The following is a 25082-nucleotide window of genomic DNA, read 5'->3' on the forward strand; positions in this document are numbered from 1 at the left end:
CCGCATGGTCATGCCATGACCTTCATTGTGATCTGGAACAGCAGGCCGCCGCCTTCGCGGTTGCGCACCTGCAGTTCGGCGCCGTGGCGCAGCAGCACGCGGTCGACAATCGCCAGTCCCAGTCCGGCGCCGTTGGCCTGGCCGCGCGCGCTGTCGAGCCGCGTGAAGGGTTTCAGCAGCGCTTCGATCTGGTCGTCCGGCACGCCTGCGCCATGGTCCTGCACCTCTATCGTCACGCGCTTGAAGGTGTGCATGCCTTTCACGCTGCACTTGATGTCGATTTCGGTGTAGTCGGTATCCGGGGTCTTGCCGTAGCGGCGCGCGTTCTCGATCAGGTTGTTCAGCACCCGCTTCAGGTCGGTCGGGTTGCCCAGCACCGTGGCGCTGTCGGCGATGTCGGTGGTGATGCGCACGTCGGGCAGGCGCGCCGCTTCGTGCGCGGTTTCCGCCAGCAGCGCCGTGATGTCCACCGTGGTGAAGGTGGAAGCCTCGGTCGGCTTGGCGAAGTCCAGGAACTGGCCGATGATGGCGTCCATTTGCCCGATGTCGGATTGGATGCCTTCGCGCGCTTCATCCGACAGGCTGGCCATCTCCACTTCCAGCTGCATGCGCGCCAGCGGGGTGCGCAGGTCGTGCGAAATGCCGGCCAGGATCACGGCGCGGTCGGACTCCACCTGCTGCAAGTCCTCCACCATCTGGTTGAAGCTGCGGTTGGCCTGGATGACCTCTGCCGGACCGATTTCAGGCAGCTTGTCCGGGCGGCGCCCTTCCGCCAGTTCGCGCGTGGCGGCGGTCAGGCGCGCCAGCGGACGGTTGATCAGGCTGGAGATCAGCGCCGCGCCCAGCAGCGAGGCGACCGACACCACGCTGGCCCAGCCCAGCCACTGCACGCCGGTCATGCCGTGGATGCGCTCGCGCTCCAGCATCAGCCAATAGCGGTCTTCGCCGATGTTGAAGCTGACCCAGAAGCCGGACATGCCGTTCACGCTGCGCGAAAAGCGCGTGTCGGCGCCCAGCTTGGCTTTCACCAGCGCTTCGATGTCGGGCATCAGGGAATTGGCGGGCGGCGGCTCGACCTCGTCGTCGTCCTCCATTGTGAACACGCGGATGCCTTCATTCGACACCAGTTCGAACAGCAGCTCGCGCCGCAGTTCGGGCGCGGAGTGGGTGAGGGCGGCATGGGTGATGGTGACCACCGAGATCACCTGGGCCGAAATCTGCTGCACCTGCGGTTCGCGCTGCAGCACGCTCACCAGGCCGACCCAGGCCGACATGCTGAGCGTGGTGAGCACGCCCATCAGCAGGAAGGTGCGCCAGAACAGACCGCTCTTCAGCGAACTCAGTTGAATATAGCGGGACAGTTTCATACGGCGCTACCTCGCAAGCTAGCGCGGCTGACCCTCCGGGATGAAGACATAGCCCAGGCCCCACACGGTCTGGATGTACAGCGGGCTGGAAGGGTCCGGCTCGATCAGCTTGCGCAGGCGCGAAATCTGCACGTCCAGGCTGCGGTCGAACACTTCGTACTCGCGGCCGCGCGCCAGTTCCATCAGCTTCTCGCGCGACAGCGGCTGGCGCGCGTGGCGCGCAAATACCTTCAGCACCGAAAATTCGCCGGTGGTCAGCGGCACGGTCTCGCCGCTCTTCTTCAGCGTGCGCGTGCCCAGGTCCAGCACGAACTGGCCGAACTCGAAGGTCTGCGGGGTTTCCGACGGCGCGCCCGGAATCTCGTCGGGCTGCTTGCGGCGCAGCACGGCGCCGATACGCGCCACCAGTTCGCGCGGGTTGAAGGGCTTGGGCAGGTAGTCGTCCGCGCCCATTTCCAGGCCGACGATGCGGTCCACGTCCTCGCCCTTGGCGGTGAGCATGATGATGGGCGTCTGGTCCCCGGCGCCGCGCAGGCGGCGGCAGATCGACAGGCCGTCTTCGCCCGGCAGCATCAGGTCCAGCACCAGCAGGTCGTAGCGCTCGCGCAGCCACAGCTTGTTCATGGCGGTGGCGTTCTCCGCCGTGAAGACGTTGAAGCCCTGTTCAGTCAGGTAGCGGCGCAGCAGGTCGCGCAGGCGGACGTCGTCGTCCACCACCATGATCTTGGCTTGATGGCCGCCGCTGTTGGCGGTGCTGGGGCTGTTGCTGGAATCAGTCGAAGTCATAGTTGTCACGCTGTCAGAATTGTCTTAATTATGTTGCTATGGTAACGTCATATTCGCCGGAGGCAAATGTCATTGCCAACCCATTACAAACTGTTACAAACTTTACCCAATTGGTCTTACCCCCGGGGGGAAATGTCCATACACTGGACGCATGGCAGTAAGCTACAGAGGAATCCCATGAACAAGCATCCCGACAAACTGAACGCGGCGCGCCAAGCGTCCAAGCTGGTCCGCGCTTCCGTGGGAGCGCTGGCCGTCTGTACCCTGCTGGGTTCGGCTTTGCCGGCCTTGGCCTTTGGTCCCGACAATCCGCAGCAGCGCAAGGAAGAGCGCAGCGACCGTTCCCGCAACGAGGACCGCGAACGCGCCCATCGCGAAATGGAAATCCGCGCCGAGGAGCGCCGCCGCATGCTGCAGGATAGCACCAACAATGCCGAGGCGTCGCGCCGGGTCCGCATGACGGCCGACGAGCGCCGCGACCTGCGCCGCCAGATCAATGAAGCGGGCGCCGAAGTCTACGCTTTGCCACCGCGCCGTTGATCCATCTCAAGCCGGCGCGATATTGTCCGCCGGCGTCGTATGGAAGCCTCATCCAGCTACCGAAAATCCCCTTTCATTCTTGACTTGCGTGTAACATTGGTTACTTGTGAGAATGCCGGCCGCGTGTAGGGCACGCCGCTGGCCCTTGCCGTATGTCGGGAGGAGATTTGTGGTGGACAAAGTAGCAGAAGCTGCCGCGACAGCGTTGCCCCATGGCGTCATCCAGCGCCCGGATGGGGTGTATCTGGACGCTTCCCTGCAGGGGCCGGTGTTTGTGGCGGCCATCAACCAGATATTCTCGGCCGGCGCCTTCCTGGCCGGGCTGGACTATGCCGTCTTCACCAAGGCCCTGTTCAACATCGGCCCGCCGTTGCCGCCGGGGCCGCCCGGCCAGGCGCTGATCCGCATCGCCGACGTAATCCGCATGTTCGATCCGCAGCGCCGCGCGCTGTATCGCGCAGTGAAAATGGACGGCGAGCTGGCCGAGTATGTGTTCGAGCCGCTGTTCCTGGACGCCATGGAGCTGCCCGACGGCACCCTGATCCCCGAGCGTCCGGTGAAGCTGGACTTCGACGAGTTTGTGGCCGACCTGTGGACCAAGGGCATCCGTTTCGGCATCGACGCCAACAACGTCAAGGCCGGCATCGCCTCCGCGCGCGGCGACCGCAGCACCGTGGCGCGCCGGCTGGAGCCGGGCAAGAGCATCGATGCGCATGTGGTGGAAGTGTCGCAGGACCTGCACCGCAGCGACGCGCCGCGCGAGAAAGCCGATGGCCGGGTGGACCTGAACAGCTTCCAGAACCGCTTTCCGCAAATCCGGCAAGGCATGCGCCTGCTGAAGAAAGTGCCCGGCCAGGCCGGCGCGCAGGGCCTGGAGATGGCCGGCACCGCGCTGCTGCCGCAGCCGCCGGCCGACCTGGATTTCCGCCGCTGGGTGGGCGACGGCACCGTGATCGAAAATACGCCGGACGGCGAATTCCTGGTGGCCGCGCAGGACGGCTTTCTGGACGTCGATACCAAGAGCGGCAGGATTTCCGTGCGCGACAAGATCGTCAGCCGCGAAGGGGTGAGCGGCCGCACCACGGGCAACCTGGCCCTGGCTGGCGCCTTCGAGGAGCATGGCGACGTGCAGGAACTGCGCGCCGTGGATGGCAGCGACATCACCATCCGCGGCAACGTGTTCGGCAACATCAACTCCACCGGCGGCACCATCATCCTCGGTTCCAACCTGGTGGGCGGCAGCGCCTACAACGTCAAGGGCGACATCAAGGTCAAGGGCGTGGCGTCCGGTTCCACCCTGCACACGCGCGACGGCGAAATCCGCATCGCCGGCCGTGCCGAGAGCTGCGTCATTGTCGGCACCCGGGTCTTCATCGAAGAAGCGTCGAATTGCGAGATCCTGGCCGACGAGGTGAAGCTAGGGCTGGCGGAGGGCTGCGCGGTGGCGGCACGGCGCATCGAGATTGAAAGCGCCGGCCCGCGCAAGCAGAGTGAAATGCTGGTGCTGGTGCAAGTGCCGGACATGGGACCGCTCAACGGCGAGATCGCCGGCCTGGTGGGCAAGATCGACGCGCTGGAACAGCTGCGCCAGCAGTTCCGCCAGGAGGCCGAGCAGATCACCGCCATTCCCCAGGTGCGCGGCTACATGACGCTGACGGCGCAGATGCGCAAGGGCGAGCTGACCCTGACGCCCGAGCAGGCGCCGCAGCTGAAGAAGATGGCGGCGGCCGTCGAGCCGCAGCTCAAGACCGTGGGCCATTTGCTGCAGAAAATGAAGGCGGCCGAATCGCAGCAGATGGTGCGGCGCGCGCAGGTCGAAGAGCTGCGCAAGCAGAAGCAGGCCTCAAACGGGCTGGCCCGGTGTAAGATCCAGATGGTGGCAGGCGAGACGCTGGTGCGCAGCATGCCGCTGAAAGAGGGCGCGCCGGCGGCCAACCTGATGGCGCCCAAAGACGGTAAAACCTTCCTGCGCGGGCCGCACGTAGGCTACGAGAGCCTGTTCTCCGACTCCCTCGGGTCGCTGGACTGGACTTACAGCGTCGAGCCGGATTAAGGAGGCGTGGTGCAGAACGACGTCCAGGCCGCAGATTCGCCAGCGGAAGGCGAGCTGCCGCCGTCCATTGTCAAGCGCGCGGACGGCGTCTTCTTCAAGGGCGACGCCGCGGCGGCGGCCTGCCTGGCCGGCGTCAACCACTACTTTCTGGCCGGGGCCTATTTCGCGGGGCTGGACTACGCGGTGTTCATCCGCGTGCTGTACGGCGTGGGCGCCGAGCTGCCGCAGAACCTCAAGGACCAGCAGCTGATACGCTTTGCCGGCAGCGTGGAGCCTTTCCAGGCGCGCCGGCGCGAACTGTATAAATCGGTACGCATCGTCAATGGCGAGGCGGAGTACTATTTCGAGCCGGTGTTTTTCAACGTGGCCGATATGCCGCCCGAGCCGGCGCGGCTCAATTTCGACGAGTTTGTGGCCGACATGTGGGTCAAGGGCATCCGTTTCGGCATCGATGCGCCGGCCGTCAAGGCCACCATTGCCGCCGGCCGCGTGGTGCGGCTGATCGCCGCGCGCAGGCTGAACGCCACGCCGGGCCGCGACGCCGCCATTGTCGAAGTCTCGCAGAGCATCCACCGCAGCAACGCCCCGCGCGAGATGGCAAACGGCCGTTTCGACCTGCACACTTTCCAGAACCGCTTCCCCCAGGTGCAGCCGCACGTCAAGCTGCTCAGGAAGGTGCCGCGCTCGCCCGGGCTGCGCGGCTATGAACTGTCCGGCATACCGCTGGAACCGCCCGAGCCGCGTGACCTGGAGCTGAGCAGCGTGGCCGGCGAGGGCACCATGCTGGAGCAGGCCGGCGGGGTGGAATACCTGGTGTCGGCGGTGGAAGGCTTCATCAGCGTCGACGCCGGCAAGAAGATTTCGATCGGCCCCAAGATCATCAGCCGCGAGGGCGTGAGCGTGCGCACCACCGGCAATTTGCAGCTGACCGGCGAGTACGAGGAATTCGGCGAGGTGCAGGAGCAGCGCGTGGTGGAAGGCGGCAACATCACCATTCACGGCGACGTGTTCGGCAACATCGTTTCGCGCGGCGGCAATATCGCGCTGCAGCGCAACCTGGTGGGCGGGAGCGCCGTCAACGCCGGCGGCAACGTGGCGGTCAAGGGCGTGGCCTCGGGCGCGGTGATCCAGACCAAGCTGGGCGAAGTGGTGCTGGGCCGGGCCGAGAGCTGCGTCATTTCCGGCACGCGGGTGGTGATCGGCGAGGCCAGCAACTGCGAGATCATCGCCGACGAAGTGCTGATCAAGAGCGCCGAAGGGTGTGCCATCGCGGCGCGCCGCATCGAGGTGGGCCGTGCCGGCCCGCGCAGGCAGACCGAGATGCTGCTGTTTCCGCTGGTACCGGATACCGCCAAATACGACCAGGCGATAGCCGAGCACACGGAACGCGCCGGCCGCTTCGGCGCGCAGGCGCAGAAATTCAAGGCGGAGCTGGATGCCATCGCCGGCGAGCCTGAGCTGCGCAACTATCTCACGCTGGCCACCAGCGTGCGCAAGCAGGAAGTGATGCTGACGCCGGAGCAGCTGGCGCTGTTCCAGAAAATGGCCGTCTCGGTGGGACCGGCCCTGCGCTCGGTGGGCAAGCTGTCGCTCACGGTGAAGGAAGCCAAGGCGCAGGAGGCAGTAGCGCTGGAGCAGGCGGCGCTGGTGCGCAAGCAGAAGGAAACCGTGATTGGCCACGGCCGCTGCACGGTGCAGATCGTGACCGGCGACACCATTGTGCGCGAAATGAAATTCAACCCGGACCTTGGCGCGCCGTACGACCGCGCGCCCAAGGAAATCAAGGCCAGGCTGCGCGGCAGCACGTCCGGCATCGCCGCCATTTTCGCCGGCAGCAGCGGCTCGGTGGACTGGGCCGCCAATTCGCCGTCCTTGCCGCCGCCGGACCCTACATCTCCACCTTCCCCCGCAGCTTCTTGACCGCGGCATCCCTGGTCTTGCCATCGAGCCGCTTGCGCTGCGAGCTGCGCGTGGGGCGCGTGGCGCGGCGCGGCTTGGCCAGCACGGCCACGCTGTCGACCAGCTCCTGCAGGCGCCGCAGCGCCTCTTCCTTGTTGGTTTCCAGGCTGCGCGCCTGCTGCGCCTTGAGCACCACTATGCCGTCCTTGGTGATGCGCGTGTCGCGCAGCGCGAGCAGGCGTTCCTTGATGGCGTCCGGCAGCGAAGACGCGGCGATGTCGAAGCGCGCATGCACTGCGTTCGACACCTTGTTGACGTTCTGCCCGCCCGGCCCCTGCGCGCGAATGGCGCTGAACTCGACCTCGTCGGGATTGATGTTCATGCCTTGAACTTGAGCGGGCCGGCCGCCGCCCAGTACTCGCCCTCGCTCTCATGCTCTGCGCGCGCCGCCATGCCGCGCGCCTGGAACAGCGGATGCGCCAGCGCCTCGCTGGTGCGCAGGATGGGCGAGACGCAGCAGTCGCTGCCAGCGAAGGCTTCGGTCCACTCGGCCAGCGTGCGCTGCCCGAAGATGGTGTCCAGCTCGGCCTGCACCGCCAGCGCATCTTCGCCGGCTACTTGCTGGCCCAGCTGCCAGTGCCGCGTTTTCAGATCGGGGCGCCGCAGCACGTCGCAGCAGCCCTGCCAGAATTTGAGCTCCAGCGCGCCCACTGCCATGTAGCGGCCGTCGCTGGTGCGGTAAACGTTGTAGCAGGGCACCCCACCGGTGAGCAGGTCGCGCCCCGGCGCGGCGTCGCCGCCGTTGTTGACCGCCACCAGCGGCATGATGTTGTAGGCGAAGACCGCGTCCGTCATCGACACGTCCACGAAGCGGCCGGCGCCGCCCATCTTCACCGCCACCAGCGCCGCCAGGATGCCTTGCAGCGCGGCCTGAGCACCGCCCAGCAGGTCGCCCACCTGCAGGTTGGGCAGGGCGGGGCGGCCGTCCGGGCCGGCGTTCTGGTCCAGCATGCCGGCGTAGCCGGTGTAGTTGATGTCGTGCCCGGCCAGCATGGCGTATGGGCCGTCCTGGCCGTAGCCGGAGATGGCGCACATCACCAGCTTGGGATTGCGTGCGCGCAGCACCTCCCAGCCCAGGCCCAGCTTGTCCATCACGCCGGGGCGGAAGCTTTCCACCAGCACGTCGGCCTGCTCCACCAGGGCCAGCAGCTGTTCGCGCTGGCCGGCGTCCTTCAAGTCCAGGCGCATAAAGCGCTTGCCGCGGTTGACCGCCACGAAGAATTGCGACACTTCCCTGCGCACCGGGCCCATCACGCGCGCGTAGTCGCCGGGGCCGGGGTCTTCGATCTTGATGATGTCGGCGCCCAGGTCTGCCAGCTGCATGGTGGCGGCGGGGCCGGGTAGCAGGCGGGTGAGGTCGAGCACGCGGATGCCGGCCAGCGGCAGGGAAGGATCTGGTTGCGTCATTGGGTGTTCTCTTGACTCTCTTGTTGTTCCTGTTCAGCCAGGATGGCTGTCTTGCTCTGGTAGTCACCCAGCGACAGCAGGCGCCCCATGGCCGACAGCTGCACGCCTTTCTGCAGCGTGTCCAGCTCGCGCACCGCTTGCGTGACGGCCGGCGCAAAGTTCCAGTCCTGCGCGATGGCGGCCGAGACCAGGCGCGCGCTGCGCAGCAGCTGGGCGCAGAACATGGGGCTGCCCAGGTCTTTGGCGCCGCCGGCCTCCTGGTCCATCATGCGCAGCGATACCAGCAGGCCGGCGTTCTGCACCAGGCCCGCCAGGAAGGCGTCGAACGGCTCCACGCCGAGCGGGCCAGCCAGCGCGCGGTTGGCCCCGGCGCAGCGTTCGGACTGTTCCCAGATGCGCGGCGCCAGCAGCTTGGTGTAGTGGCCTGAATTCAGGTCGATGATGGGCTTGAAGGCCACCGTGGTGATGAGCTGGCGCAGGCCTTCCTGGCCGATCACGATGACGGCGTGCTCCACGCTGGTGATGGCTTGCGCGCCGGGCAGCATGGCGCCGTTGGCCAGGCGGATAACGGCCGCCACCAGCACCACGTCGTTGGAGATCTTGCGGGCGATATCGGCGCCGGCGAAGTGCTCGCTGCGCAGGCTTTGCAGCAATTGCGGGATCAGGCCGGGCATGCGGCGCATCAGGTCCGCGCCGGAGCCGGGCGAGTTGGCGATGCCGGACAGGGTTTGCAGGATGCGTTTTTCAGGGGCGCTGGTTTCCAGCGTGTCCTGGTGCGCGGCGCCGAACAGCCAGCGGTTGTAGCGGCTGTTGAGCAGGTCTTTTTGCTCGAAGGTGGGCGCGGCCGGCACGCTGGGGGCGGTCCCGGCGCCAGCTTCCGCGAGCGCTTCGGCGATCGGGGCGGCACGCGCCGCCGGCGGTGCTGCGGTGGATGCCGCTGCGGACGCCGCGGGCGGCTGGGCGCGGGCGGGCTGGGGCGTGCTGCGCGGCGCGCCGCCGCCGATCAAGCGCTTGAGCCACTGGTACATAGTTTCGCCTTCGGGTTGCCGTTGTTCGAGATGGGGGAAGCGCGTCCCATTGTAGCGGGTTGGCTTCTGTTTGCCACGCGCCCGTGTTGCGCCGATAACGTTGACTCCAATCAACACTTGCGCTAGCCGCGCCGGGTAGGATGGTGAACGCGTCATCCTACCGTGAAAGGATCATCATGCAATCCTCGACCTTGCAGGGCGCTGCCGACGCCGGGCTGCGCCAGTACCTGAGCTTTCGCCTGGGCGGCTTGGAATATGCGCTGGACTACCGCAATGTGCAGGAACTGCGTCCCTTGAATGCGCTGGAGCGCTTCTCGGCGGACGGCGAGGTGATCAGCGGCGTGGCGGTGTCGCGCGGCGTGATCATGCCCATCGTGGACATGCGCATCGCGTTCGGACCGCGCCCGCCGGTGCACGATCCGCGCACCGACGTGATCATCCTCAAGCTGACTGACTGCGTGATGGGGATGGTGACCGACGGCGTGACCGACATCGTCACGCTGGCGGAGGACAGCATCCAGCCCATGCCGGGGCTGGCGAATGTGGATTACCTGCTCGGGCTGGGCAGCACGCAGGCGGGGAGGCGGCTGATTGTGGTTGATATCGACAAGCTGATGTCGATACGGCGCGCGGGCTTTGGCGGGTTGCGCGCCGTGCGCTAACCCGCCCTGCAAGTTACAGGCGCGCCGCGCTTATGCCGCCAGCGCTTCCAGCTGTTCTTGCAACTCCAGCCACTCTCCTTCCAGCTGGGCCAGGTCCTTGGTGTAGAAGGCCTGGTCGGTCAGCAGGGTTTTCAGCTTGGCCTTGTTGGCCGCGTCGTAGATGGCGCTGTCGCCCAGCGCCGCGTCCACTTCGGCCTTCTGGCCGTTGCGCTTGGCGATGCTCTCTTCCAGGCGCTTGATCTTGTTCTCGATCGGCTTGCGCAGCGCGGACAGCTTCTGGCGCTGCTCGGCGTCCAGGCGCTTCTGGTCCTTGTTGTTGACCACGGGCGCGGAGGCGGGCGCCACCGGCGAGGCCACCGGGAAGTCGGTCTTGTTGCCCTTGCCCGCAGCCGGCAGCACGTCGGTGCCTTTGCCCAGCTTGGTCTGGAACAGCCAGTCCTTGTAGTCGTCCAGGTCGCCGTCGAAGGGCTGCAGCTTGCCGTCGGCAACAATGATGAACTGGTCGGTGGTGGCGCGCAGCAGGTGGCGATCGTGCGATACCACCACCAGCGTGCCTTCGAACTGCGCCAGCGCCTCGGTCAGCGCTTCGCGCGTTTCCAAATCCAGGTGATTGGTCGGTTCATCGAGCAGCAGCAGGTTGGGGCGCTGCCACACGATCAAGGCCAGCGCCAGGCGCGCCTTCTCGCCGCCGGAGAACGGCGCGATCGAGCTGGTGACCATGGTGCCGGGGAAGTTGAAGCCGCCCAGGAAATTGCGCAGCTCCTGCTCGCGCACCGTCGGCGCGATCTTGGCCAGGTGCCACAGCGGCGATTCGTCGTGGCGCAGCATTTCCACTTGGTGCTGGGCGAAGTAGCCGATGTTCAGGCCTTTGCCCATGGTGGCGTCGCCGGTCAGCGGCGACAGCTCGCCGGCGATGGTCTTGATCAGCGTCGATTTGCCCGCGCCGTTCACGCCCAGCAGGCCGATGCGCTGGCCGATCTGCAGCGAGAAGTTGATGCCGTGGACGATGCTCTTGGTGGTGATGTCGCCGGTGGCTTCGTTCTCGATCTTGTAGCCCGCGTCCACGTCTTCCATCACCAGCAAAGGGTTCGGAGCGCTGAGCGGCTCGCGGAATTCGAACGAGAACTCGGCGGCGGCGCGCAGCGGCGCCAGTTCTTCCATCTTGGCCAGCGCCTTCATGCGGCTCTGCGCCTGGCGGGCCTTGGAGGCCTGCGCCTTGAAGCGGTTCACGAACGATTCCAGGTGGGCGCGCTTGCGCTGCTGCTTTTCCAGCGCGCCGGCGGCCAGGATCATCTGCGCTGCGCGCTGGCGTTCGAAGGACGAGTAGTTGCCCGAGTAGCGCTTCAGCTTGCGCTCGTCGATGTGCACCACCACGTTTACCACTTCATCGAGGAAGTCGCGGTCGTGGGAAATGATGATCAGCGTGCCTGCGTAGCGCTTCAGCCAGTCTTCCAGCCAGATGATGGCGTCCAGGTCCAGGTGGTTGGTCGGTTCATCGAGCAGCAGCAGGTCGGAAGGGCACATCAGCGCCTGCGCCAGGTTCAGGCGCATGCGCCAGCCGCCCGAGAAGCTGGCCACCGGCAGCTGCATCTGGTCCAGCGTGAAGCCCAGGCCCAGCAGCAGCTGTTCGCCGCGCGACTGCACGGTGTAGGCGTCGGCATCGGCCAGCGCGCTGTACACCTCGCCGATGGCGATGCCGTTTTCGCTGGTGGCCGGTTCCGATTCCAGGCGCGCCAGTTCCGCTTCCAGCTTGCGCAGGTTGACGTCGCCGTCGATGGCGTAATCGAGGGCGCAGCGTTCCAGCGGCGGGGTTTCCTGCGCAACGTAAGCCACGCGCCATTTGGCCGGGAAGTCGATTTCGCCCTGGTCCGGGTGCAGCTCGCCGCGCATCATCGCGAACAGGCTCGATTTGCCGGCGCCGTTGGCGCCGATCAGGCCGATCTTGTCGCCCGGATTGAGGGTGACATCAACCTGCTCCAGCAGCGGCTTCACGCCGCGCATCAGGCTTACTTGAATAAAGCGGATCATAGCGTGTTCTTTACAGTTTAAGCTGGTCGGCGGTCAGCAGGAATACCATGTCGTCGCCGGCGCTGGTGGTCAGCCAGGTCAGGCCCAGGTGGCCGAAGGCTTTCTCGGCGAATTCGCGCTCGTTGCCGATTTCGACGATCAGCAAGCCCTCGTCGGTCAGGCGTTCGCCGGCCCCGGCCACGATCTTGCGCACCAGGTCCATGCCGTCCGCGCCGCCTTCCAGGGCGATCTGCGGCTCGGCCAGGTATTCCGGCGGCAGCTTGGCCATCGAACCGGAGTTCACGTACGGCGGGTTGGTGATGATCAGGTCGTACTTCTTGTCCGGCACGTTGGCGTACAGGTCGGACTCGATCAGCGCCAGGCGGTCCTGCAGCTTGTAGGTGTCCACGTTGATGCGGGCCACGTCCAGCGCGTCCCTCGAGATGTCCACCGCGTCCACGTGCGCGTTCGGGAACGCTTCGGCCAGCATGATGGCCAGGCAGCCCGAACCCGTGCACAGTTCCAGCACGTTGGTGGTGGCTTCAGGATCGACCATCCACGGCGAGAAGTAGTCCGGGATCAGTTCGGCGATGAAGGAGCGCGGCACCAGGGCGCGCTCATCGACGTAGAAGCTGTATGGGCCCAGCCACGCTTCGCGCGTGATGTAGGCGGCCGGCACGCGGTCGGTGGCGCGGCGCTCGATCACCGCCAGCACGGCGTCGATCTCCTGCGGCAGCAGGCGCGCGTCCAGGAACGGGTCCAGCTTGTCCAGCGGCAGCTTGAGGGTGTGCAGGATCAGGTAAGCCGCTTCGTCCAGCGCTTCCACGCTGCCATGGCCGAAGAACAGCTTGGCGGTGTTGAAGCGGGTAACGGCGTAGCGCAGCAGGTCGCGCGGGGTGGTGAAGATGGAAGTGGTCATTATTGTTCTCGCAAATGGAGCCGCCGCGTTCAGCGCAGCAGGTTCTCAAGGGTACGGCGGTAGATATTCTTCAGCGGATCGATGAAACGCAGCTCGATGTGCTCGTCGATCTTGTGGATGCTGGCGTTGGGAGGGCCGAATTCTATCACCTGGGGGCAGATCTGCGCGATAAAGCGGCCGTCCGAGGTGCCGCCGGTGGTCGACAGCTCGGTCTCGATGCCGGTCTCGGCGCGGATCGCGTCGGCCATGGCGGTGCTCAGCGTGCCGCGCGGGGTCAGGAAGGGCAGGCCGCTCAGGGTCCATTTCAGTTCGTACTCCAGGCCGTGCCTGTCGAGGATGGCGTGCACGCGCGCGCGCAGCTGCTCGTGCGTGCTGGCGGTGGAAAAGCGGAAATTGAAGTCGATCTCCAGCGCGCCGGGGATGACGTTGTTGGCGCCGGTGCCGGCCTTGATGTTGGACATCTGCCACGAGGTGGGCAGGTAGTACTCGTTGCCCTGGTCCCAGACCTCGGCCACCAGGTCCGCCAGCGCCTGCGCCGACTGGTGGATGGGATTGCGCGCCAGCTGGGGATAGGCGATGTGGCCCTGGATGCCCTTGATCACCAGGTGGCCGGACAGCGAACCACGGCGGCCGTTCTTGATCATGTCGCCCAGCGTCTTGTCCGAGGTCGGCTCGCCGACGATGCAGAAATCGATGGTTTCGCCGCGCGCCTTCAGTTTTTCCACCACCACCACGGTGCCGTCGGTGGCCGGGCCTTCCTCGTCGCTGGTGATGAGGAAGGCGATCGAGCCCTTATGGTCCGCATTGGCGGCCACGAACTCCTCGCAGGCCACCACGAAGGCGGCGATGGAGGTCTTCATGTCGGCCGCGCCACGGCCATACAGCTTGCCGTCGCGGTGCGTCGGGTAGAACGGCTCGGACGACCACTGCTCGACCGGGCCGGTGGGCACCACGTCGGTGTGGCCGGCGAACACCAGCACCGGGCTGGCCGTGCCGCGCCGCGCCCACAGATTGGTGACCTCGCCGGAGACGATGGTCTCGCAAGCGAAGCCGAGCGGCTCCAGCAGCGCGATCAGCTGTTCCTGGCAGCCCTTGTCTTCGGGCGTGACGGAGGCGCGGCCGAGCAGCTTCTCGGTCAGCGCCAAGGTGCGGGAGGATGCTGTCATTTGGCGAAGATCTGGCGGTAGGCGTCCGGCGAGAAGCCGACGTGGCAGGCCTCGCCCGCGCCTTGCAGCACCGGGCGCTTGATCACGGAGGGGAACTCCAGCATCAGCGCGGTGGCGCTGGCGGCGTCGGTGACGGCGGCCTTGCGCTCGTCCGGCAGGCCGCGCCAGGTGGTGCCCTTCTTGTTGACCAGGACTTCCCAGCTCAGTGTCTGCAGCCAGCCGCCGACGGTCTGCGCGTCCAGGCCCTGCTTTTTGAAGTCGTGGAAGGTGAATTCGTGCTGCTGGTCAGCCAGCCAGACGCGGGCTTTCTTCACCGTGTCGCAGTTGGGGATGCCGTAGAGAGTAATCATGGGATGCGTAAGTTCAGGAGCGTGGCCGCGCCGGGCGGCGGCCGAAGTGCAGCATTATAGCGTGACTGCGGCACGCCCCGAGCCTGGCAGGGTCAGGCGGCGATGCGCGAGCGCGAGCTGGCGGCCACCAGCAGCATGGCGCAGCCCAGGCCCGCGAAGGCCACCTGCAGGCTGGAGGCGTGGGCGATAAAACCAATCAGCGCAGGGCCTGCCAGGATGCCGGCGTAGCCGATGGTGGTGATGGCGCCCACCGCCAGGCCGGCCGGCATGTCGTGCTGGTTGCCCGCCGCCGTGAACAGGATCGGCACGATGTTGGACGCGCCCAGGCCGATCAGCACGAAGCCGAGCAGCGCCACGGCGGGCGAGGGTGCAATGACGGCGGTGAAGAAGCCGGCGGCGGCGCACAGCCCCCCCGTCAGCAGCACGCGCCGGCGGCCGAAGCGGGCCACGATCTTGTCGCCGCTGAAGCGGCCCAGCGTCATGGCGACGGCGAAGGCGGCGTAACCGAGGCCGCCCTGGTCGGCGCTGATGCCGGTGGAAGTGGTCAGCAGCAGCGCGCTCCAGTCCAGCACCGCGCCTTCGGCCATGAAGCAGGCGAAGCACAGCAAGCCGATCACGGCCACCGCGCCGCGCGGCACCACGAACAGGCGCGTGTCTTCCTTGGCGCCCGCCTCCGCGTGTGCGGCAGACGGGGCGGGCAGCAGGTTCGGCGCGGCTGCCGCCAGTACCGCCGCCGCCACGGCGGCTACCAGCACGGAAGCCATCAGCGTATCCATGCCGGCCCACAGCAGCGCGGCCATGCCGCCCGCGCCGGCGATGCCGCCCACGCTGAACATGCCGTGAAAGCCCGACATCAGTGCGCCGCCGCTTTCCTTTTCCACCTGCACCGCTTGCACATTGATGGCCACGTCCAGCGTGCCGATGGTGGCGCCGAACAGGAACAGTGTCACACCCAGCAGCAGCGGCGAGGGCGCCACGGCGAGGAAGGGCAGCACGGTGCACACCAGCGCGCCGGACACCAGCACCACAGGCCGGCAGCCAAAGCGCGTGGTCAGCGCGCCAGTGATGGGCATGGCCAGCAGCGAGCCGATGCCCAGGCACAGCAGCAGCATGCCCAGTTGCGCCGCTTCGATCTGCAGCCGTTCTTTTGCATACGGCACCAGCGGCGCCCAGGCGGCCATGGTGATGCCGGCGGTTAAAAATCCAAGGCGGGTGGAAAGGCGGTGTGCTGCTGAGTTATTCATTGTGCAAAGGAGCGCTTGGCGTGCGTCACCTGCGCAGTAGCAATATGGAAACGCAATGATAGTGCAATTAGTCCGAAGGCACGAGACTGGCGGGAGGTTTCTGGGCGGCGTAGGCGATATTCTTGCTCAGCCAGGATGTTTCGACATGATTCAGATCAGTGCCGCTGAGCAGGTCGACCAGCTTTGCCCCTTCAAAGATAAACAGTTTTGCGTCGCGGATCTCTGTAGGTGGGAAGAGAAGATGTTCACGCGCGAGGTATGTTTTTTCAACCAGAACCAGTGTCCAGACGCAATTGTCCTTGGTCCAGGTTGCCTCGAATACGCGCGATGCCTGATCTACATTTCGGATTGTTGTCCGATAGGCCGCCTTGTCTACTTGTCTCCATTGTAGTTCTGCGGTTTGGGTGCATCGAACGATGTCCTTGTAAAGGCGCTTACTCTGGTTCATAGATCCTCCGAGTACGACCGCAAATCCTCCAGTGCCTCAACTAGCGCAGGCGCATCGCCAGCGTCCAGGAAGCAGTGGACGGTAATGATTGCGCGGCCCTTTGGGGTGAACCTGTGCCAAACATGGATCGGCAGATTGCCTTTCAGCGAGGCCACTTTGCCGCGCCATTTCGGATGGCGTAGTTGATTGGCGTGACAAATGTCGAGTACGTCGTCGCATACTTGCTGCAGCCGCAGTCTGCGCCTGAATTTTATTATATTCGCTTTGATGCTGCGCACGTAGGAGAGCGACGCCAGCGAAACGGCTAAGCCGATGATCGATGCCCAGCCGGAAAAGTAGGCCAGCTGATCTGGTGACATGGGTGCCTCCGGCCAGAGGTAAATCTCAAGTTTACGCCGGCTGGGGCGGGAGCGCGTTGAGGCGCGTCAGGTGTTGAGCGTGAACTCGGTGAAGGAGGTTTCAGCCACCGGCGCCTTCTGCTCCGGCTCCTCGTGCTTGCTGTCCGGGCCGTTGTTCAGCAGCCAGAGCAGGTTGGTGGCCGAGTCGGCGTTGGCCAGGGCTTCTTCCTGGCTGATCAGGCCCTGCTGCACCAGCTGGAACAGCGCCATCTCGAACGACTGCGAGCCGGCTGACAGGCTTTTCTCCAGCGCTTCCTTGATCTGGCTGATTTCGCCTTTTTCGATCAGGTCCGAGATGTGGCGGGTGTTGAGCATCACTTCCACCGCCGCCGTGCGCGTGCCGCCGTTGATCGAACGGATCAGGCGCTGCGAGACGATGGCTTTCACGGTGGACGACAAGTCCTGCAGCAGCGCTGCGCGGTTCTCGATCGGGTAGAAGCTGATGATGCGGTTCAGCGCGTTGTAGCTGTTATTGGCGTGCAGCGTGGCCAGCACCAGGTGGCCCGACTGCGCATAGGCCAGCGCGGCGGCCATGGTTTCGCGGTCGCGAATCTCGCCGATCAGGATGCAGTCCGGCGCCTGGCGCATGGAGTTGCGCAGCGCGGTGTGGAAATCCTTGGCGTCGCTGCCGATCTCGCGCTGGTTGACGATGGATTTCTTGTTCTTGAACAGGTACTCGATGGGATCTTCGAGCGTGAGGATGTGGCCCGAGCGCAGCTCGTTGCGGTGGTCCAGCATCGAGGCGATGGTGGTGGACTTGCCGGAACCGGTGGCGCCCACCAGCAGCAGCAGGCCGCGCTTTTCCATGATCAGCTCCGCCAGGATGGGCGGCAGCGCCAGATCGGCCAGCACCGGGATGTTGGCCGGCACGAAGCGGAACACGGCCGAGATGCTGCCGCGCTGGCGGAAGGCCGACAGGCGGAAGCGTCCCAGGTTGGGCACCGAGACGCCCATGTTCAGCTCATTTTCGCGCTCCAGTTCCGCCATCTGCCCGGGCGAGCAGATTTCGGCCAGCAGCGTGTGGATGTTTTCCGGTTCCAGCTTCTGCTGGTTGATCGGGATCAGGTTGCCGTTGATCTTGATGTGCACTGGCGAATTGACCGCGAAGAACATGTCCGACGCGTTCTTTTCCTTCATCAGCTGGAACAGGCGGTCCATTGCCATCGTGCTCTCCTCAAGATCCCCGGGATGGAAAACCGTCTTAGATACCGCGCAGCAGTTCGTTGATGCCGGTCTTCGAGCGGGTCTGTGCATCGACGCGCTTGACGATCACCGCGCAGTACAGGCTGTACTTGCCGTCGTCCGACGGCAGCGAGCCCGATACCACCACCGAACCTGAAGGGATGCGGCCGTAGCTCACTTCGCCGGTGGCGCGGTCGTAGATCTTGGTCGACTGGCCGATGTACACGCCCATCGAGATCACCGAGTTCTCCTCCACGATCACGCCTTCCACGATCTCCGAACGCGCGCCGATGAAGCAGTTGTCTTCGATGATGGTCGGATTGGCCTGCATCGGCTCCAGCACGCCGCCGATGCCCACGCCGCCCGACAGGTGCACGTTCTTGCCGATCTGCGCGCAGGAACCCACGGTGGCCCAGGTGTCGACCATGGCGCCTTCATCGACGTAGGCGCCGATGTTGACGTAGGAAGGCATCAGCACCACGTTCTTGGCGATGAAGGAGCCGCGGCGCGCAACGGCCGGCGGCACCACGCGGAAGCCGCCAGCCTGGAAGTCGGCTTCGGTGTAGTTGGCGAACTTGGTCGGTACCTTGTCGTAGAACTGCATGGTGCCGTCGGACGGCAGCACCACGTTGTTCTCCAGGCGGAACGACAGCAGCACGGCTTTCTTGATCCACTGGTTCACCACCCAGGTGCCGGTGTCCTTCTGCGCCACGCGCAGGGAGCCATTGTCCAGGCCGGCCAGCACGTGCGAAACCGCGTCGCGCAGTTCGGCGCTGCCGTTGGCAGGGTTGATCTCGGCGCGGTTGTCCCAGGCTTGTTCGATGATGTTTTGCAGTTGTTGGGTCATGATGCTTCTCTTTTATTTAGACAGGTTTTTGCAGAATTGGACGATGCGGTGCGCAGCTTCCAGGCCTTCCTCGGCCTCGGCCACCAGCGCCATGCGGATGCGGTTGCGGCCCGGGTTCACGCCGTGCGCTTCGCGCGCCAGGTAGCTGCCAGGCAGTACGGTCACATTATATTCGGCGTACAGGCGCTGGGCGAACTCGGTGTCCGACAGGCCAGTGCGGCTGACGTCGGCCCACAGGTAGAAGCCGGCGTCCGGCAGCGCCACGTCCATCACCTGCTGCAGCAGCGGGGTGATGGCGGCGAACTTGGCGCGGTACTGGGCGCGGTTGGCTTCGACGTGGGTTTCGTCGTTCCAGGCCGCCACCGACGCAGCCTGCACGGAAGGGCTCATGGCCCCGCCGTGGTAGGTGCGGTACAACAGGAATTTTTTCAGCACGTCGGCGTCGCCGGCCACGAAGCCGGAGCGCATGCCCGGCACGTTGGAGCGCTTGGAGAGGCTGGAGAACACCACCAGGCGCGCGTACGGGCGCTCCACGGTGGACAGGCCCAGCATGTGGGCCGCCTGCAGCGCGCCCAAAGGCGGCTCGTCGCCGTGGTAGATCTCGGAGTAGCACTCGTCGGCGGCGATGATGAAGTTGTAGCGCTCGGACAGCGCGAACAGGTTTTCCCAGTCCGTCAGCGACAGCACGGCGCCGGTCGGATTGCCCGGGGAGCACAGGAACAGCAACTGCACGCGCTCCCACACCGAGGCGGGGATGCTGTCGTAGTCGCAGCCGAAGTTGCGGGCCGGGTCGGAGTTGACGAAGTATGGCTCGGCGCCGGCCAGGTAGGCCGCGCCTTCATAAATCTGGTAGAACGGATTGGGCGACACCACCAGCGCCTTGGCGGCCGGATCGACCACGGTCTGCGCCAGCGCGAACAGCGCCTCGCGCGAGCCATTCACCGGCAATACCTGGGTGGCCGGATTCAGCGCCGGAATGCCGTAGCGGCGTTCCAGCCAGCCGCAGATGGCGCCGCGCAGCGCTTCCGAGCCGATGGTGGTCGGGTAGCTGGCCAGGCCGTTGATATTGTCGATCAGCGCCTGCTGGATGAAGGGCGGCGTCGGATGCTTCGGCTCGCCCATGCCCAGGCTGATGGCGGAATAGTCGGCGTTCGGCGCCGCCTTGGCGAACAACTGGCGCAGTTTTTCGAACGGATATGGTTGCAGCTTATCGAGATGTGGATTCACAGGCGGACCAAAGGGCGGAAATCGGAACCAGCCATTATAGCGCCAGCGCGCCGTGGTTGTGCGCCGCAGCGGAGATGGCTGGTATTGCAAATCCGATGGCGCATGCAATAATGCCAACATTGACAAACTTACGCCAGTGAAAGACCGCATGCAGGCAGATTCCGCCCAGACCGTACTCGAAGCCACCACCACCCGCAGCAACGGCTATCTGCGCCTGGCCGCCGGCCTGCTGCAGGGCTGCCTGCTGTATCTGCTGCACCGGGCCAACAGCGGCAATGCCTGGCCGGCCACCGATCCCTTGCTGTTCGTGCCGCTGCTGATGGCAAGCGTGCTGCTGCCCATCCTGCTGATCTCCAGCCTGGGCCACATCGGCGGGCGCAAGCTGGCACTGTGGATGGCGGTCGCGGCCGCGGTAATCGTCACACTGGCCTGGCACGACGCCTGGCGTCGCAGCGGGGTGCAGCACCCGGCCGGAGCGGGCAGGGAGGACCGCTTGCCGTCCGCGCTGGTGACCGTGTTCAGCGCGGCCTTCTTTTTCATCGCGCATTCGCTGGTGATGGCGGGCGTGCAGGAGGGCCGGCGCCTGGCCGGCTACGCGACGTATTTCGAGACCGCGTGGAAGCTTTTCATCCAGGCCGCGTTCTCGGTGCTGTTCGTCGCGGCGCTGTGGGCCATGCTCAGCCTGGGCAGCGGGCTGTTCATGCTGGTCAAGCTGGACTTTCTCAAGCTGCTGCTGCGCGAGGCCTGGTTCAACGCGCCGGTGCTGTGCTTCGCCTTCGCTTGCGCCATGCACATCACCGACGTGCGGCCAGCGATCGTGCGCGGCATCCGCACGCTGCTGCTGGTGCTCATGTCCTGGCTGCTGCCCGTCACGGTGCTGCTGCTGGCGGGCTTCCTCGGCAGCCTGCCGTTCACGGGGCTGGAAACGCTGTGGAAGACCGGCCACGCCACCATTGTGCTGCTGGGCGCGGCCGGCACGCTGGTGGTGCTGATCAACGCCGCCTACCAGAACGGCGAAGTGGAGGCCACGGTGGCGCGCGCGGTGCGCTGGAGCGCGCGTATCGGCGCGCTGATGCTGTTGCCGCTGGTGGCAATTGCCATCCATGCGCTCAGCCTGCGCGTGGGCGACTACGGCTGGAGTGCGGACCGCCTGATCGCCGCCGCCTGCCTGCTGGTGGCCGTTTGCTACGCGCTGGGCTACGCCTGCGCTGCGGTTCAGCGCGGCAGCTGGCTGCGCACGCTGTCGCTGACCAATGTGGGGGCGGCATGGCTGGTGCTGGCGGTGCTGCTGGCGCTGTTTACGCCCATCGCCGACCCGGCCCGCATCTCGGTCGACAGCCAGATGGCGCGGCTGGAACGCGGCGCGGTGAAAGCCGACAAGTTCGACTACGAATACCTGAAATTCGAAGGCGCCCGCTACGGGCGCGCCGCGCTGGAGCGCTTGAAAGCGGCCACTGGCCCGGACGCGGCAATCAGGCGCGCGGGCGCGGCCGCCGCGCTGCGCAAGCAATATCGCGGCCAGCAGGGGGAGAAGGCGGCACTGAGCAGCGCGGATATCGGCGCCAATCTCGCGGTGTGGCCGAAAGGCGCCAGCCTGCCGGAGAGCTTCCCTTCGGCTGCCTGGGCCGGGCAGCGCAGCAATGGCGTCGACCTGCCGCTCTGCCTGTATCAGCAGGGCGTGCATTGCGACGCCTTTGTGCTGGACCTGACTGGCGATGGCCAGGCCGACGTGCTGCTGGTGGGGGAAGCGCCGCATGTTGGCGCAGCGCTGCTGGCGCTGCGGGACGGCAAGTGGGAACTGGCCGGCCGCCTGCCGTACTTCTTGTCCGGTTGCGGGGAGCTGGTCGCCAAGCTCAAGGCAGGCCAGGTGAAAACCGTGCCCAAGCCCTTGCCTGACCTGGAAGTCGATGGCACGCGCATTCCAGTGGAAGCGCCGGAGCGCTTGCAGATGAAAGCCTGCAAATAAATGGCGCCGCCCGCCGCCTGCTAGCGCAACGGGCAGTCCGCCATCGGCTCGCCGAGCCGGCGCGCCAGTTCGCCGCGCAGGGCGGTGAGGCCGGCAATGCGCTGGTCGATCTCCGCCATCTTGGCTTGCAGCGCCTCGCGCAGCTGTTCGGCCGACGCGTCCGGGGCGGCCAGCAGCGGCAGGTCGGCCTCGATCTCCTTCAGGCTGAAGCCGAGCTGCTGCGCGGTGCGGATGTAGCACAGCCAGTCCACCGCCTCCGGCGGATAGTCGCGGTAGCCGTTGGCGCTGCGGCGTGCGCGCAGCAGGCCGCGCTTTTCGTAAAAGCGCAGCGTGTCGCGGCTGATGCCGGTGGCGCTGGAAATTTCCCCTATCTGCATATTTTCTCCTTGACCCTGGAGTGTACTCCAGGCTTTAGCATTGGACTCTCATCTTTCAGGAGTCTATATGCTCAATTTCATACCCAGTCTCGCCACTTTCCGCCGCATCGTCCGCGCCAGCGCCATCTACGACCTGGCGCTGGCCGCGCCGTTCGCCACCCCGTGGACCTTCGCGCTGGTGCTTGCCCAGCTATCCGCCGTCAACCAGCGCCTGGGCGGCGCGCCGCTGCCGGCATTTTCGACTTTCCATGTGCTGATCGCCTGCCTGATGGGAAGCATCGTCCTGGTGTGGTCGGTGCTGCGCATCGCCGATCCGCAGCCGCGCTTCGGCCGATACGACGCGGCCGGGCGTTTTTTGTTCTCCACCTGGATGGCCTGGGCGCTGGCCGTCACGGGCGAACCGCTGATCTGGCTGTTCCTGGTGCTGGAAGCGGCATGGTGCGTTGTCCAGTGCCTGCCCGTGCGCGCCCAGTCCGCGCAGCGGAGTAATATTGGCAGCCTTGCCACCTGAGACAATTAGGAGATCGTTCATGGCCAGCATCCAGCAAATCGTTCCTTGCCTGTGGTTCGAGTCCCAGGCCGAAGAAGCCGCCAACTATTATGTCGGTATCTTCGACAACGCGAAAATCAATCTGATCACGCATTATTCCGAAGCCGGCAAGGAGATCCACTGCCGCGAGCCCGGCTCCGTGCTGACGGTGGAGTTTGAACTGAACGGTACGGCGTTTACCGCCATGAACGGCGGGCCGCAGGTCAAGTTCAACCAGGCGGTTTCGTTCCAGGTGATGTGCGAAAGCCAGCAGGAAGTGGACCGCTACTGGCTGCGCCTGTCCGAAGGCGGCGACCCGGCTGAGCAGCAGTGCGGCTGGCTGAAGGACAAGTTCGGCGTGTCCTGGCAGGTGGTGCCGCGCGTGCTGATCGAGATGATCAAGGAGTCCGGTTCGGCCAAGGCGGAACGCGTCATGGCTGCGCTGATGCCGATGAAGAAACTCGATATCGCCGAACTACAGCGCGCCTACGCCGGCTAGCACCGCGCGCATGCGCTGCCAGTGCGAACCTTGCCAGAACACGCCGCCGCACACATCGCAGGTGACGAACAGTTCATGCCTGGCGCGCACGGCGGGCGGCAGCTTGCGCTGCACGTCCTGTTTGGCCACGGTGCGCAGCGGCGCGTTGCACTGCAGGCAGAGCGTGAAGGGGCGCACGCTGCCGGCCAGGTCCAGCCGGCCGACGATCTCGCGCAACTGCAGTTCAGGCTTGAGCGCGCGCACGTAGCAGCCGTGCGTAACGCCGCGCCGCTTCAGCAGGTCGCGGTCGCGCGTGAGCACGATGCGCTGCTGCTCGGCGGAGATGACTTCGATTTCGCGGTCGTCTATGGCGTTGTCGTATAGCGTGTCGAAGCCGGCCATGCGCAGCAGGCGTGCCAGGCCGCCCAGGTGGGCGTCGGCGATGAAGCGCAGGCCTTGGCCGAGCACCCGCAGAGGCTGTTCGCGCACCCGCAGCAGGGGGCTGACGTCGAAGGTTTCGAACTTGGGATAGACAGCCACCCGGTCGCCGTCCTCCAGCAGGCGTTCGAAGCCGCAGGACTCGCCGTTCACCAGCACCAGCTCCACTTCGGTGTGCGGCACGCCGAGCGCCTCGATCATGTGCTTGGCGGTGGCGGCGCGCGCGCAGGGCGCGTCGAACTCGCGCCGGCGCCGCGCCGGTGGCAGGAAATCGTTGAGTTCTTCGTAGAAGCGAAATGTCGCGGTCACCATGATGCGAGTATCATCTACCCATCCCTGAAAGGAGGCAAGCCATGCAAGCGCAACCCCTTATTGCAGTGAGCGACGTTGAAGCCAGCAGCCGCTGGTATCAAGTGGTGCTGGGGGCCCGCAGCGGCCACGGCGGCAAGGAGTACGAACAGCTGATGTTCGGCGAGCACATGATATTGCAGCTGCACCGCTGGGACGCCCACGGCCACGCGCACCTGGGCGATCCGGAGCAGCGCCCTTACGGCAACGGTGCGCTGCTGTGGTTCCATACCGAAGATTTCGACGAGGCGGTGGAGCGCGCCGCCTCCATCTCGGCCGTGGTGCTGGACGGCCCGCGCGAAAACACCAATGCATCGCATCGCGAGATCTGGCTGCGCGACCCGGACGGCTACGTGGTCGTTATCGCCGGGCCGTATGGCGACACGGGCATGTAGTCAGCGCGCGAACTGCGCCGCCAGGAAGTCGATGAAGGCGCGCAGCTTGGCCGGCTGGTGCTGGCGGCTGGGGTAGTAGGCGTACAGGTCGGCCGAGGGCAGGGCGTAGTCGGGCAGCACCTTCTGCAGCCGGCCGCTGTCGAGGTATCTGGCCAGGTCCCATTCCGAGCGCAGCAGGATGCCGTGGCCGTCCAGCGCCCAGCCCAGCACCACGTCGCCGTCGTTGCTGGACAGGCTGCCGCGTACCTTGACCGATTCCGATTTGCGGCCCTTGCTCAGGCGCCAGGTGGCGTAGGCGTCGTCGTTCTGGCGGTGCAGGATACAGCGGTGCCGCGCCAGGTCTTCCGGCGTGGCGGGCGTGCCGGCGCGTTTCAGGTAGGCCGGCGAGGCGCACAGGAAGCGCCGGTTGGACATGATCTTGCGCGCGCTTAGCCGCGTGTCCGGCAGCTCGCCGAAACGGATGCCCAGGTCGTAGGCTTCCTCCACCAGGTTGATGGCGCGGTCCGTCAGTTGCAGCTGCACGTCGACTTCCGGATATTGTTGGACGAATGCGGACACCAGCGGCGCGATGCCGGTGCGGCCGAAGCCCAGCGTGGCGTTGACCCGCAGCAGGCCTTTCGGCGCCGCGCGGCTGCTAGACACGGATTCCTCCATGGCGCGGATGTCGGCCAGGATCTGCGCCGCCTGCGCCAGGTAAGTCTCGCCCTCGCTGGTAAGGCTGACGCGGCGCGTGGTGCGGTTCACTAGCCGTACGCCGAGGCGCTGCTCCATCTGCATCAGGCGCTTGGTGGCGGCAGGCGGCGTGATGGCGAGTTCGCGCGCCGTGGCGGCCAGGCTGCCCAGCTTGGCCAGCAGCACGAAGAAACCCAGCTCGGAGGTGTCGTTTTTCATCTATTCTTCACTTCAAGTAAATAATAAAGTAAATACCGATGAATTATAGCGCTCTTGTTTAAGGCTATGC

26 protein-coding genes are annotated in these 25082 nt (G+C 65.8%); 8 read left to right on the forward strand and 18 right to left on the reverse strand.

From position 1 onward, the window contains the following. Positions 1 to 8 precede the first annotated feature (8 nt). Positions 9 to 1367, reverse strand: a complete 1359-nt coding sequence (locus ASD15_RS25725; protein WP_057157887.1) for an ATP-binding protein — start codon at positions 1365 to 1367, stop codon at positions 9 to 11. Positions 1368 to 1385: 18 nt separating this feature from the next. Continuing rightward, complete coding sequence (gene ompR / locus ASD15_RS25730; protein ID WP_057157888.1) at positions 1386 to 2153, reverse strand: two-component system response regulator OmpR; 768 nt, start codon at positions 2151 to 2153, stop codon at positions 1386 to 1388. Between the two features lie 177 nt (positions 2154 to 2330). Between ompR and ASD15_RS25735 the strand changes: the two genes are divergently transcribed. The 3 genes from ASD15_RS25735 (at position 2331) to ASD15_RS25745 (ending at position 6666) form a co-directional block, all read left to right on the forward strand. Beyond that, positions 2331 to 2693: a hypothetical protein gene (locus ASD15_RS25735; protein WP_229418334.1), complete on the forward strand. Its 363-nt coding sequence runs from the start codon at positions 2331 to 2333 to the stop codon at positions 2691 to 2693. A gap of 172 nt (positions 2694 to 2865) precedes the next feature. Beyond that, positions 2866 to 4746, forward strand: coding sequence for a flagellar assembly protein A (locus ASD15_RS25740; RefSeq protein ID WP_229418335.1), 1881 nt, complete (start codon positions 2866 to 2868; stop codon positions 4744 to 4746). Between the two features lie 9 nt (positions 4747 to 4755). Continuing rightward, positions 4756 to 6666 (forward strand): flagellar assembly protein A, encoded by a 1911-nt coding sequence (locus ASD15_RS25745; RefSeq protein ID WP_057157890.1) that lies wholly within the window; start codon positions 4756 to 4758, stop codon positions 6664 to 6666. Here the strand turns inward: ASD15_RS25745 and arfB are convergent. Genes arfB through ASD15_RS25760 form a run of 3 tightly spaced genes read right to left on the reverse strand, consistent with a single transcriptional unit; the run spans position 6635 to position 9140 of the window. Next, a complete protein-coding gene (arfB, locus tag ASD15_RS25750; protein WP_057157891.1) occupies positions 6635 to 7027 on the reverse strand; it encodes an alternative ribosome rescue aminoacyl-tRNA hydrolase ArfB in 393 nt (130 codons plus the stop codon). The genes ASD15_RS25745 and arfB overlap by 32 nt on opposite strands. Then, positions 7024 to 8112, reverse strand: coding sequence for a CaiB/BaiF CoA-transferase family protein (locus tag ASD15_RS25755; RefSeq protein ID WP_057157892.1), 1089 nt, complete (start codon positions 8110 to 8112; stop codon positions 7024 to 7026). Before ASD15_RS25755 ends, arfB begins: the two co-directional genes overlap by 4 nt. Continuing rightward, on the reverse strand, positions 8109 to 9140 hold the full coding sequence (locus tag ASD15_RS25760) for an HDOD domain-containing protein (RefSeq protein WP_057157893.1): 1032 nt from the start codon (positions 9138 to 9140) through the stop codon (positions 8109 to 8111). Before ASD15_RS25760 ends, ASD15_RS25755 begins: the two co-directional genes overlap by 4 nt. Before the next feature lie 176 nt (positions 9141 to 9316). Between ASD15_RS25760 and ASD15_RS25765 the strand changes: the two genes are divergently transcribed. Then, positions 9317 to 9802, forward strand: a complete 486-nt coding sequence (locus ASD15_RS25765) for a chemotaxis protein CheW (RefSeq protein WP_057158074.1) — start codon at positions 9317 to 9319, stop codon at positions 9800 to 9802. A gap of 30 nt (positions 9803 to 9832) precedes the next feature. Here ASD15_RS25765 and ASD15_RS25770 read toward each other — a convergent pair whose 3' ends face one another. From ASD15_RS25770 to dapC, 10 genes are all read right to left on the reverse strand, one after another. Next, entirely contained in the window at positions 9833 to 11830 is a 1998-nt protein-coding gene (locus ASD15_RS25770) for an ATP-binding cassette domain-containing protein (protein WP_057157894.1), read from the reverse strand. A 10-nt stretch (positions 11831 to 11840) separates the two neighbouring features. After that, positions 11841 to 12728, reverse strand: a complete 888-nt coding sequence (gene prmB / locus ASD15_RS25775; protein ID WP_057157895.1) for a 50S ribosomal protein L3 N(5)-glutamine methyltransferase — start codon at positions 12726 to 12728, stop codon at positions 11841 to 11843. Positions 12729 to 12757: 29 nt separating this feature from the next. Next, on the reverse strand, positions 12758 to 13894 hold the full coding sequence (dapE, locus tag ASD15_RS25780; RefSeq protein ID WP_057157896.1) for a succinyl-diaminopimelate desuccinylase: 1137 nt from the start codon (positions 13892 to 13894) through the stop codon (positions 12758 to 12760). Beyond that, a complete protein-coding gene (locus ASD15_RS25785; protein ID WP_057157897.1) occupies positions 13891 to 14244 on the reverse strand; it encodes an ArsC family reductase in 354 nt (117 codons plus the stop codon). The genes dapE and ASD15_RS25785 overlap by 4 nt, the downstream gene beginning before the upstream one ends. A 92-nt stretch (positions 14245 to 14336) precedes the next feature. Then, positions 14337 to 15488 (reverse strand): MFS transporter, encoded by a 1152-nt coding sequence (locus ASD15_RS25790; RefSeq protein WP_057157898.1) that lies wholly within the window; start codon positions 15486 to 15488, stop codon positions 14337 to 14339. Positions 15489 to 15555: 67 nt separating this feature from the next. Next, a complete protein-coding gene (locus ASD15_RS32670; RefSeq protein WP_157201154.1) occupies positions 15556 to 15936 on the reverse strand; it encodes a hypothetical protein in 381 nt (126 codons plus the stop codon). Then, positions 15933 to 16295, reverse strand: coding sequence for a hypothetical protein (locus ASD15_RS25800; RefSeq protein WP_057157900.1), 363 nt, complete (start codon positions 16293 to 16295; stop codon positions 15933 to 15935). Before ASD15_RS25800 ends, ASD15_RS32670 begins: the two co-directional genes overlap by 4 nt. Positions 16296 to 16361: 66 nt before the next feature. Beyond that, a complete protein-coding gene (locus ASD15_RS25805) occupies positions 16362 to 17498 on the reverse strand; it encodes a PilT/PilU family type 4a pilus ATPase (protein WP_057157901.1) in 1137 nt (378 codons plus the stop codon). A gap of 37 nt (positions 17499 to 17535) precedes the next feature. After that, positions 17536 to 18363, reverse strand: a complete 828-nt coding sequence (dapD, locus tag ASD15_RS25810) for a 2,3,4,5-tetrahydropyridine-2,6-dicarboxylate N-succinyltransferase (protein ID WP_057157902.1) — start codon at positions 18361 to 18363, stop codon at positions 17536 to 17538. Between the two features lie 12 nt (positions 18364 to 18375). Then, positions 18376 to 19590 carry a succinyldiaminopimelate transaminase gene (gene dapC, locus ASD15_RS25815; protein ID WP_057157903.1) on the reverse strand — a complete coding sequence of 405 codons (1215 nt, stop codon included), beginning with the start codon at positions 19588 to 19590 and terminating at the stop codon, positions 18376 to 18378. A 148-nt stretch (positions 19591 to 19738) separates the two neighbouring features. Here dapC and ASD15_RS25820 point away from each other — a divergent pair, with 148 nt between their 5' ends. Continuing rightward, the gene (locus tag ASD15_RS25820; RefSeq protein WP_057158075.1) at positions 19739 to 21556 is read left to right on the forward strand and encodes a DUF4153 domain-containing protein; all 1818 of its coding nucleotides are present in this window, start codon (positions 19739 to 19741) and stop codon (positions 21554 to 21556) included. Positions 21557 to 21576: 20 nt separating this feature from the next. On the opposite strand, the gene ASD15_RS25825 is transcribed toward ASD15_RS25820, so the two are convergent. After that, positions 21577 to 21933, reverse strand: coding sequence for a MerR family transcriptional regulator (locus ASD15_RS25825; RefSeq protein WP_057157904.1), 357 nt, complete (start codon positions 21931 to 21933; stop codon positions 21577 to 21579). A gap of 67 nt (positions 21934 to 22000) precedes the next feature. Between ASD15_RS25825 and ASD15_RS25830 the strand changes: the two genes are divergently transcribed. Together ASD15_RS25830 and ASD15_RS25835 are read left to right on the forward strand one after the other, a co-directional pair. After that, a complete protein-coding gene (locus tag ASD15_RS25830; protein ID WP_057157905.1) occupies positions 22001 to 22444 on the forward strand; it encodes a hypothetical protein in 444 nt (147 codons plus the stop codon). 19 nt (positions 22445 to 22463) lie between these two features. Next, positions 22464 to 22961 carry a VOC family protein gene (locus ASD15_RS25835; RefSeq protein WP_057157906.1) on the forward strand — a complete coding sequence of 166 codons (498 nt, stop codon included), beginning with the start codon at positions 22464 to 22466 and terminating at the stop codon, positions 22959 to 22961. On the opposite strand, the gene ASD15_RS25840 is transcribed toward ASD15_RS25835, so the two are convergent. Then, a complete protein-coding gene (locus tag ASD15_RS25840) occupies positions 22938 to 23690 on the reverse strand; it encodes a Mut7-C RNAse domain-containing protein (RefSeq protein ID WP_057157907.1) in 753 nt (250 codons plus the stop codon). The two genes, ASD15_RS25835 and ASD15_RS25840, sit on opposite strands and share 24 nt — an antisense overlap. 41 nt (positions 23691 to 23731) lie before the next feature. Here ASD15_RS25840 and ASD15_RS25845 point away from each other — a divergent pair, with 41 nt between their 5' ends. Beyond that, positions 23732 to 24121: a VOC family protein gene (locus tag ASD15_RS25845; protein ID WP_057157908.1), complete on the forward strand. Its 390-nt coding sequence runs from the start codon at positions 23732 to 23734 to the stop codon at positions 24119 to 24121. Here ASD15_RS25845 and ASD15_RS25850 read toward each other — a convergent pair whose 3' ends face one another. Beyond that, positions 24122 to 25012, reverse strand: coding sequence for a LysR family transcriptional regulator (locus ASD15_RS25850; protein WP_057157909.1), 891 nt, complete (start codon positions 25010 to 25012; stop codon positions 24122 to 24124). Positions 25013 to 25082 lie beyond the last annotated feature (70 nt).

The sequence above is a fragment of the Massilia sp. Root351 genome, from assembly GCF_001425045.1.
In the GTDB taxonomy this organism is placed as follows: domain Bacteria; phylum Pseudomonadota; class Gammaproteobacteria; order Burkholderiales; family Burkholderiaceae_D; genus Rugamonas.

Excerpts from the sequence above, each read along its gene's own strand:
- ASD15_RS25835 (WP_057157906.1), top strand. The coding sequence starts at position 22,464 with ATGGCCAGCATCCAGCAAATCGTTCCTTGCCTGTGGTTCGAGTCCCAG.
- prmB (WP_057157895.1), bottom strand. The coding sequence starts at position 12,728 with ATGACCACTTCCATCTTCACCACCCCGCGCGACCTGCTGCGCTACGCC.
- ASD15_RS25820 (WP_057158075.1), top strand. The coding sequence starts at position 19,739 with ATGCAGGCAGATTCCGCCCAGACCGTACTCGAAGCCACCACCACCCGC.
- ASD15_RS25790 (WP_057157898.1), bottom strand. The coding sequence starts at position 15,488 with ATGAATAACTCAGCAGCACACCGCCTTTCCACCCGCCTTGGATTTTTA.
- ASD15_RS25840 (WP_057157907.1), bottom strand. The coding sequence starts at position 23,690 with ATGGTGACCGCGACATTTCGCTTCTACGAAGAACTCAACGATTTCCTG.
- ASD15_RS25725 (WP_057157887.1), bottom strand. The coding sequence starts at position 1,367 with ATGAAACTGTCCCGCTATATTCAACTGAGTTCGCTGAAGAGCGGTCTG.
- ASD15_RS25765 (WP_057158074.1), top strand. The coding sequence starts at position 9,317 with ATGCAATCCTCGACCTTGCAGGGCGCTGCCGACGCCGGGCTGCGCCAG.
- ompR (WP_057157888.1), bottom strand. The coding sequence starts at position 2,153 with ATGACTTCGACTGATTCCAGCAACAGCCCCAGCACCGCCAACAGCGGC.
- ASD15_RS25755 (WP_057157892.1), bottom strand. The coding sequence starts at position 8,112 with ATGACGCAACCAGATCCTTCCCTGCCGCTGGCCGGCATCCGCGTGCTC.
- ASD15_RS25830 (WP_057157905.1), top strand. The coding sequence starts at position 22,001 with ATGCTCAATTTCATACCCAGTCTCGCCACTTTCCGCCGCATCGTCCGC.
- arfB (WP_057157891.1), bottom strand. The coding sequence starts at position 7,027 with ATGAACATCAATCCCGACGAGGTCGAGTTCAGCGCCATTCGCGCGCAG.
- ASD15_RS25825 (WP_057157904.1), bottom strand. The coding sequence starts at position 21,933 with ATGCAGATAGGGGAAATTTCCAGCGCCACCGGCATCAGCCGCGACACG.
- ASD15_RS25845 (WP_057157908.1), top strand. The coding sequence starts at position 23,732 with ATGCAAGCGCAACCCCTTATTGCAGTGAGCGACGTTGAAGCCAGCAGC.
- ASD15_RS25735 (WP_229418334.1), top strand. The coding sequence starts at position 2,331 with ATGAACAAGCATCCCGACAAACTGAACGCGGCGCGCCAAGCGTCCAAG.
- dapD (WP_057157902.1), bottom strand. The coding sequence starts at position 18,363 with ATGACCCAACAACTGCAAAACATCATCGAACAAGCCTGGGACAACCGC.
- ASD15_RS25760 (WP_057157893.1), bottom strand. The coding sequence starts at position 9,140 with ATGTACCAGTGGCTCAAGCGCTTGATCGGCGGCGGCGCGCCGCGCAGC.
- ASD15_RS25770 (WP_057157894.1), bottom strand. The coding sequence starts at position 11,830 with ATGATCCGCTTTATTCAAGTAAGCCTGATGCGCGGCGTGAAGCCGCTG.
- ASD15_RS25850 (WP_057157909.1), bottom strand. The coding sequence starts at position 25,012 with ATGAAAAACGACACCTCCGAGCTGGGTTTCTTCGTGCTGCTGGCCAAG.
- dapE (WP_057157896.1), bottom strand. The coding sequence starts at position 13,894 with ATGACAGCATCCTCCCGCACCTTGGCGCTGACCGAGAAGCTGCTCGGC.
- ASD15_RS32670 (WP_157201154.1), bottom strand. The coding sequence starts at position 15,936 with ATGAACCAGAGTAAGCGCCTTTACAAGGACATCGTTCGATGCACCCAA.
- ASD15_RS25800 (WP_057157900.1), bottom strand. The coding sequence starts at position 16,295 with ATGTCACCAGATCAGCTGGCCTACTTTTCCGGCTGGGCATCGATCATC.
- ASD15_RS25805 (WP_057157901.1), bottom strand. The coding sequence starts at position 17,498 with ATGGCAATGGACCGCCTGTTCCAGCTGATGAAGGAAAAGAACGCGTCG.
- ASD15_RS25785 (WP_057157897.1), bottom strand. The coding sequence starts at position 14,244 with ATGATTACTCTCTACGGCATCCCCAACTGCGACACGGTGAAGAAAGCC.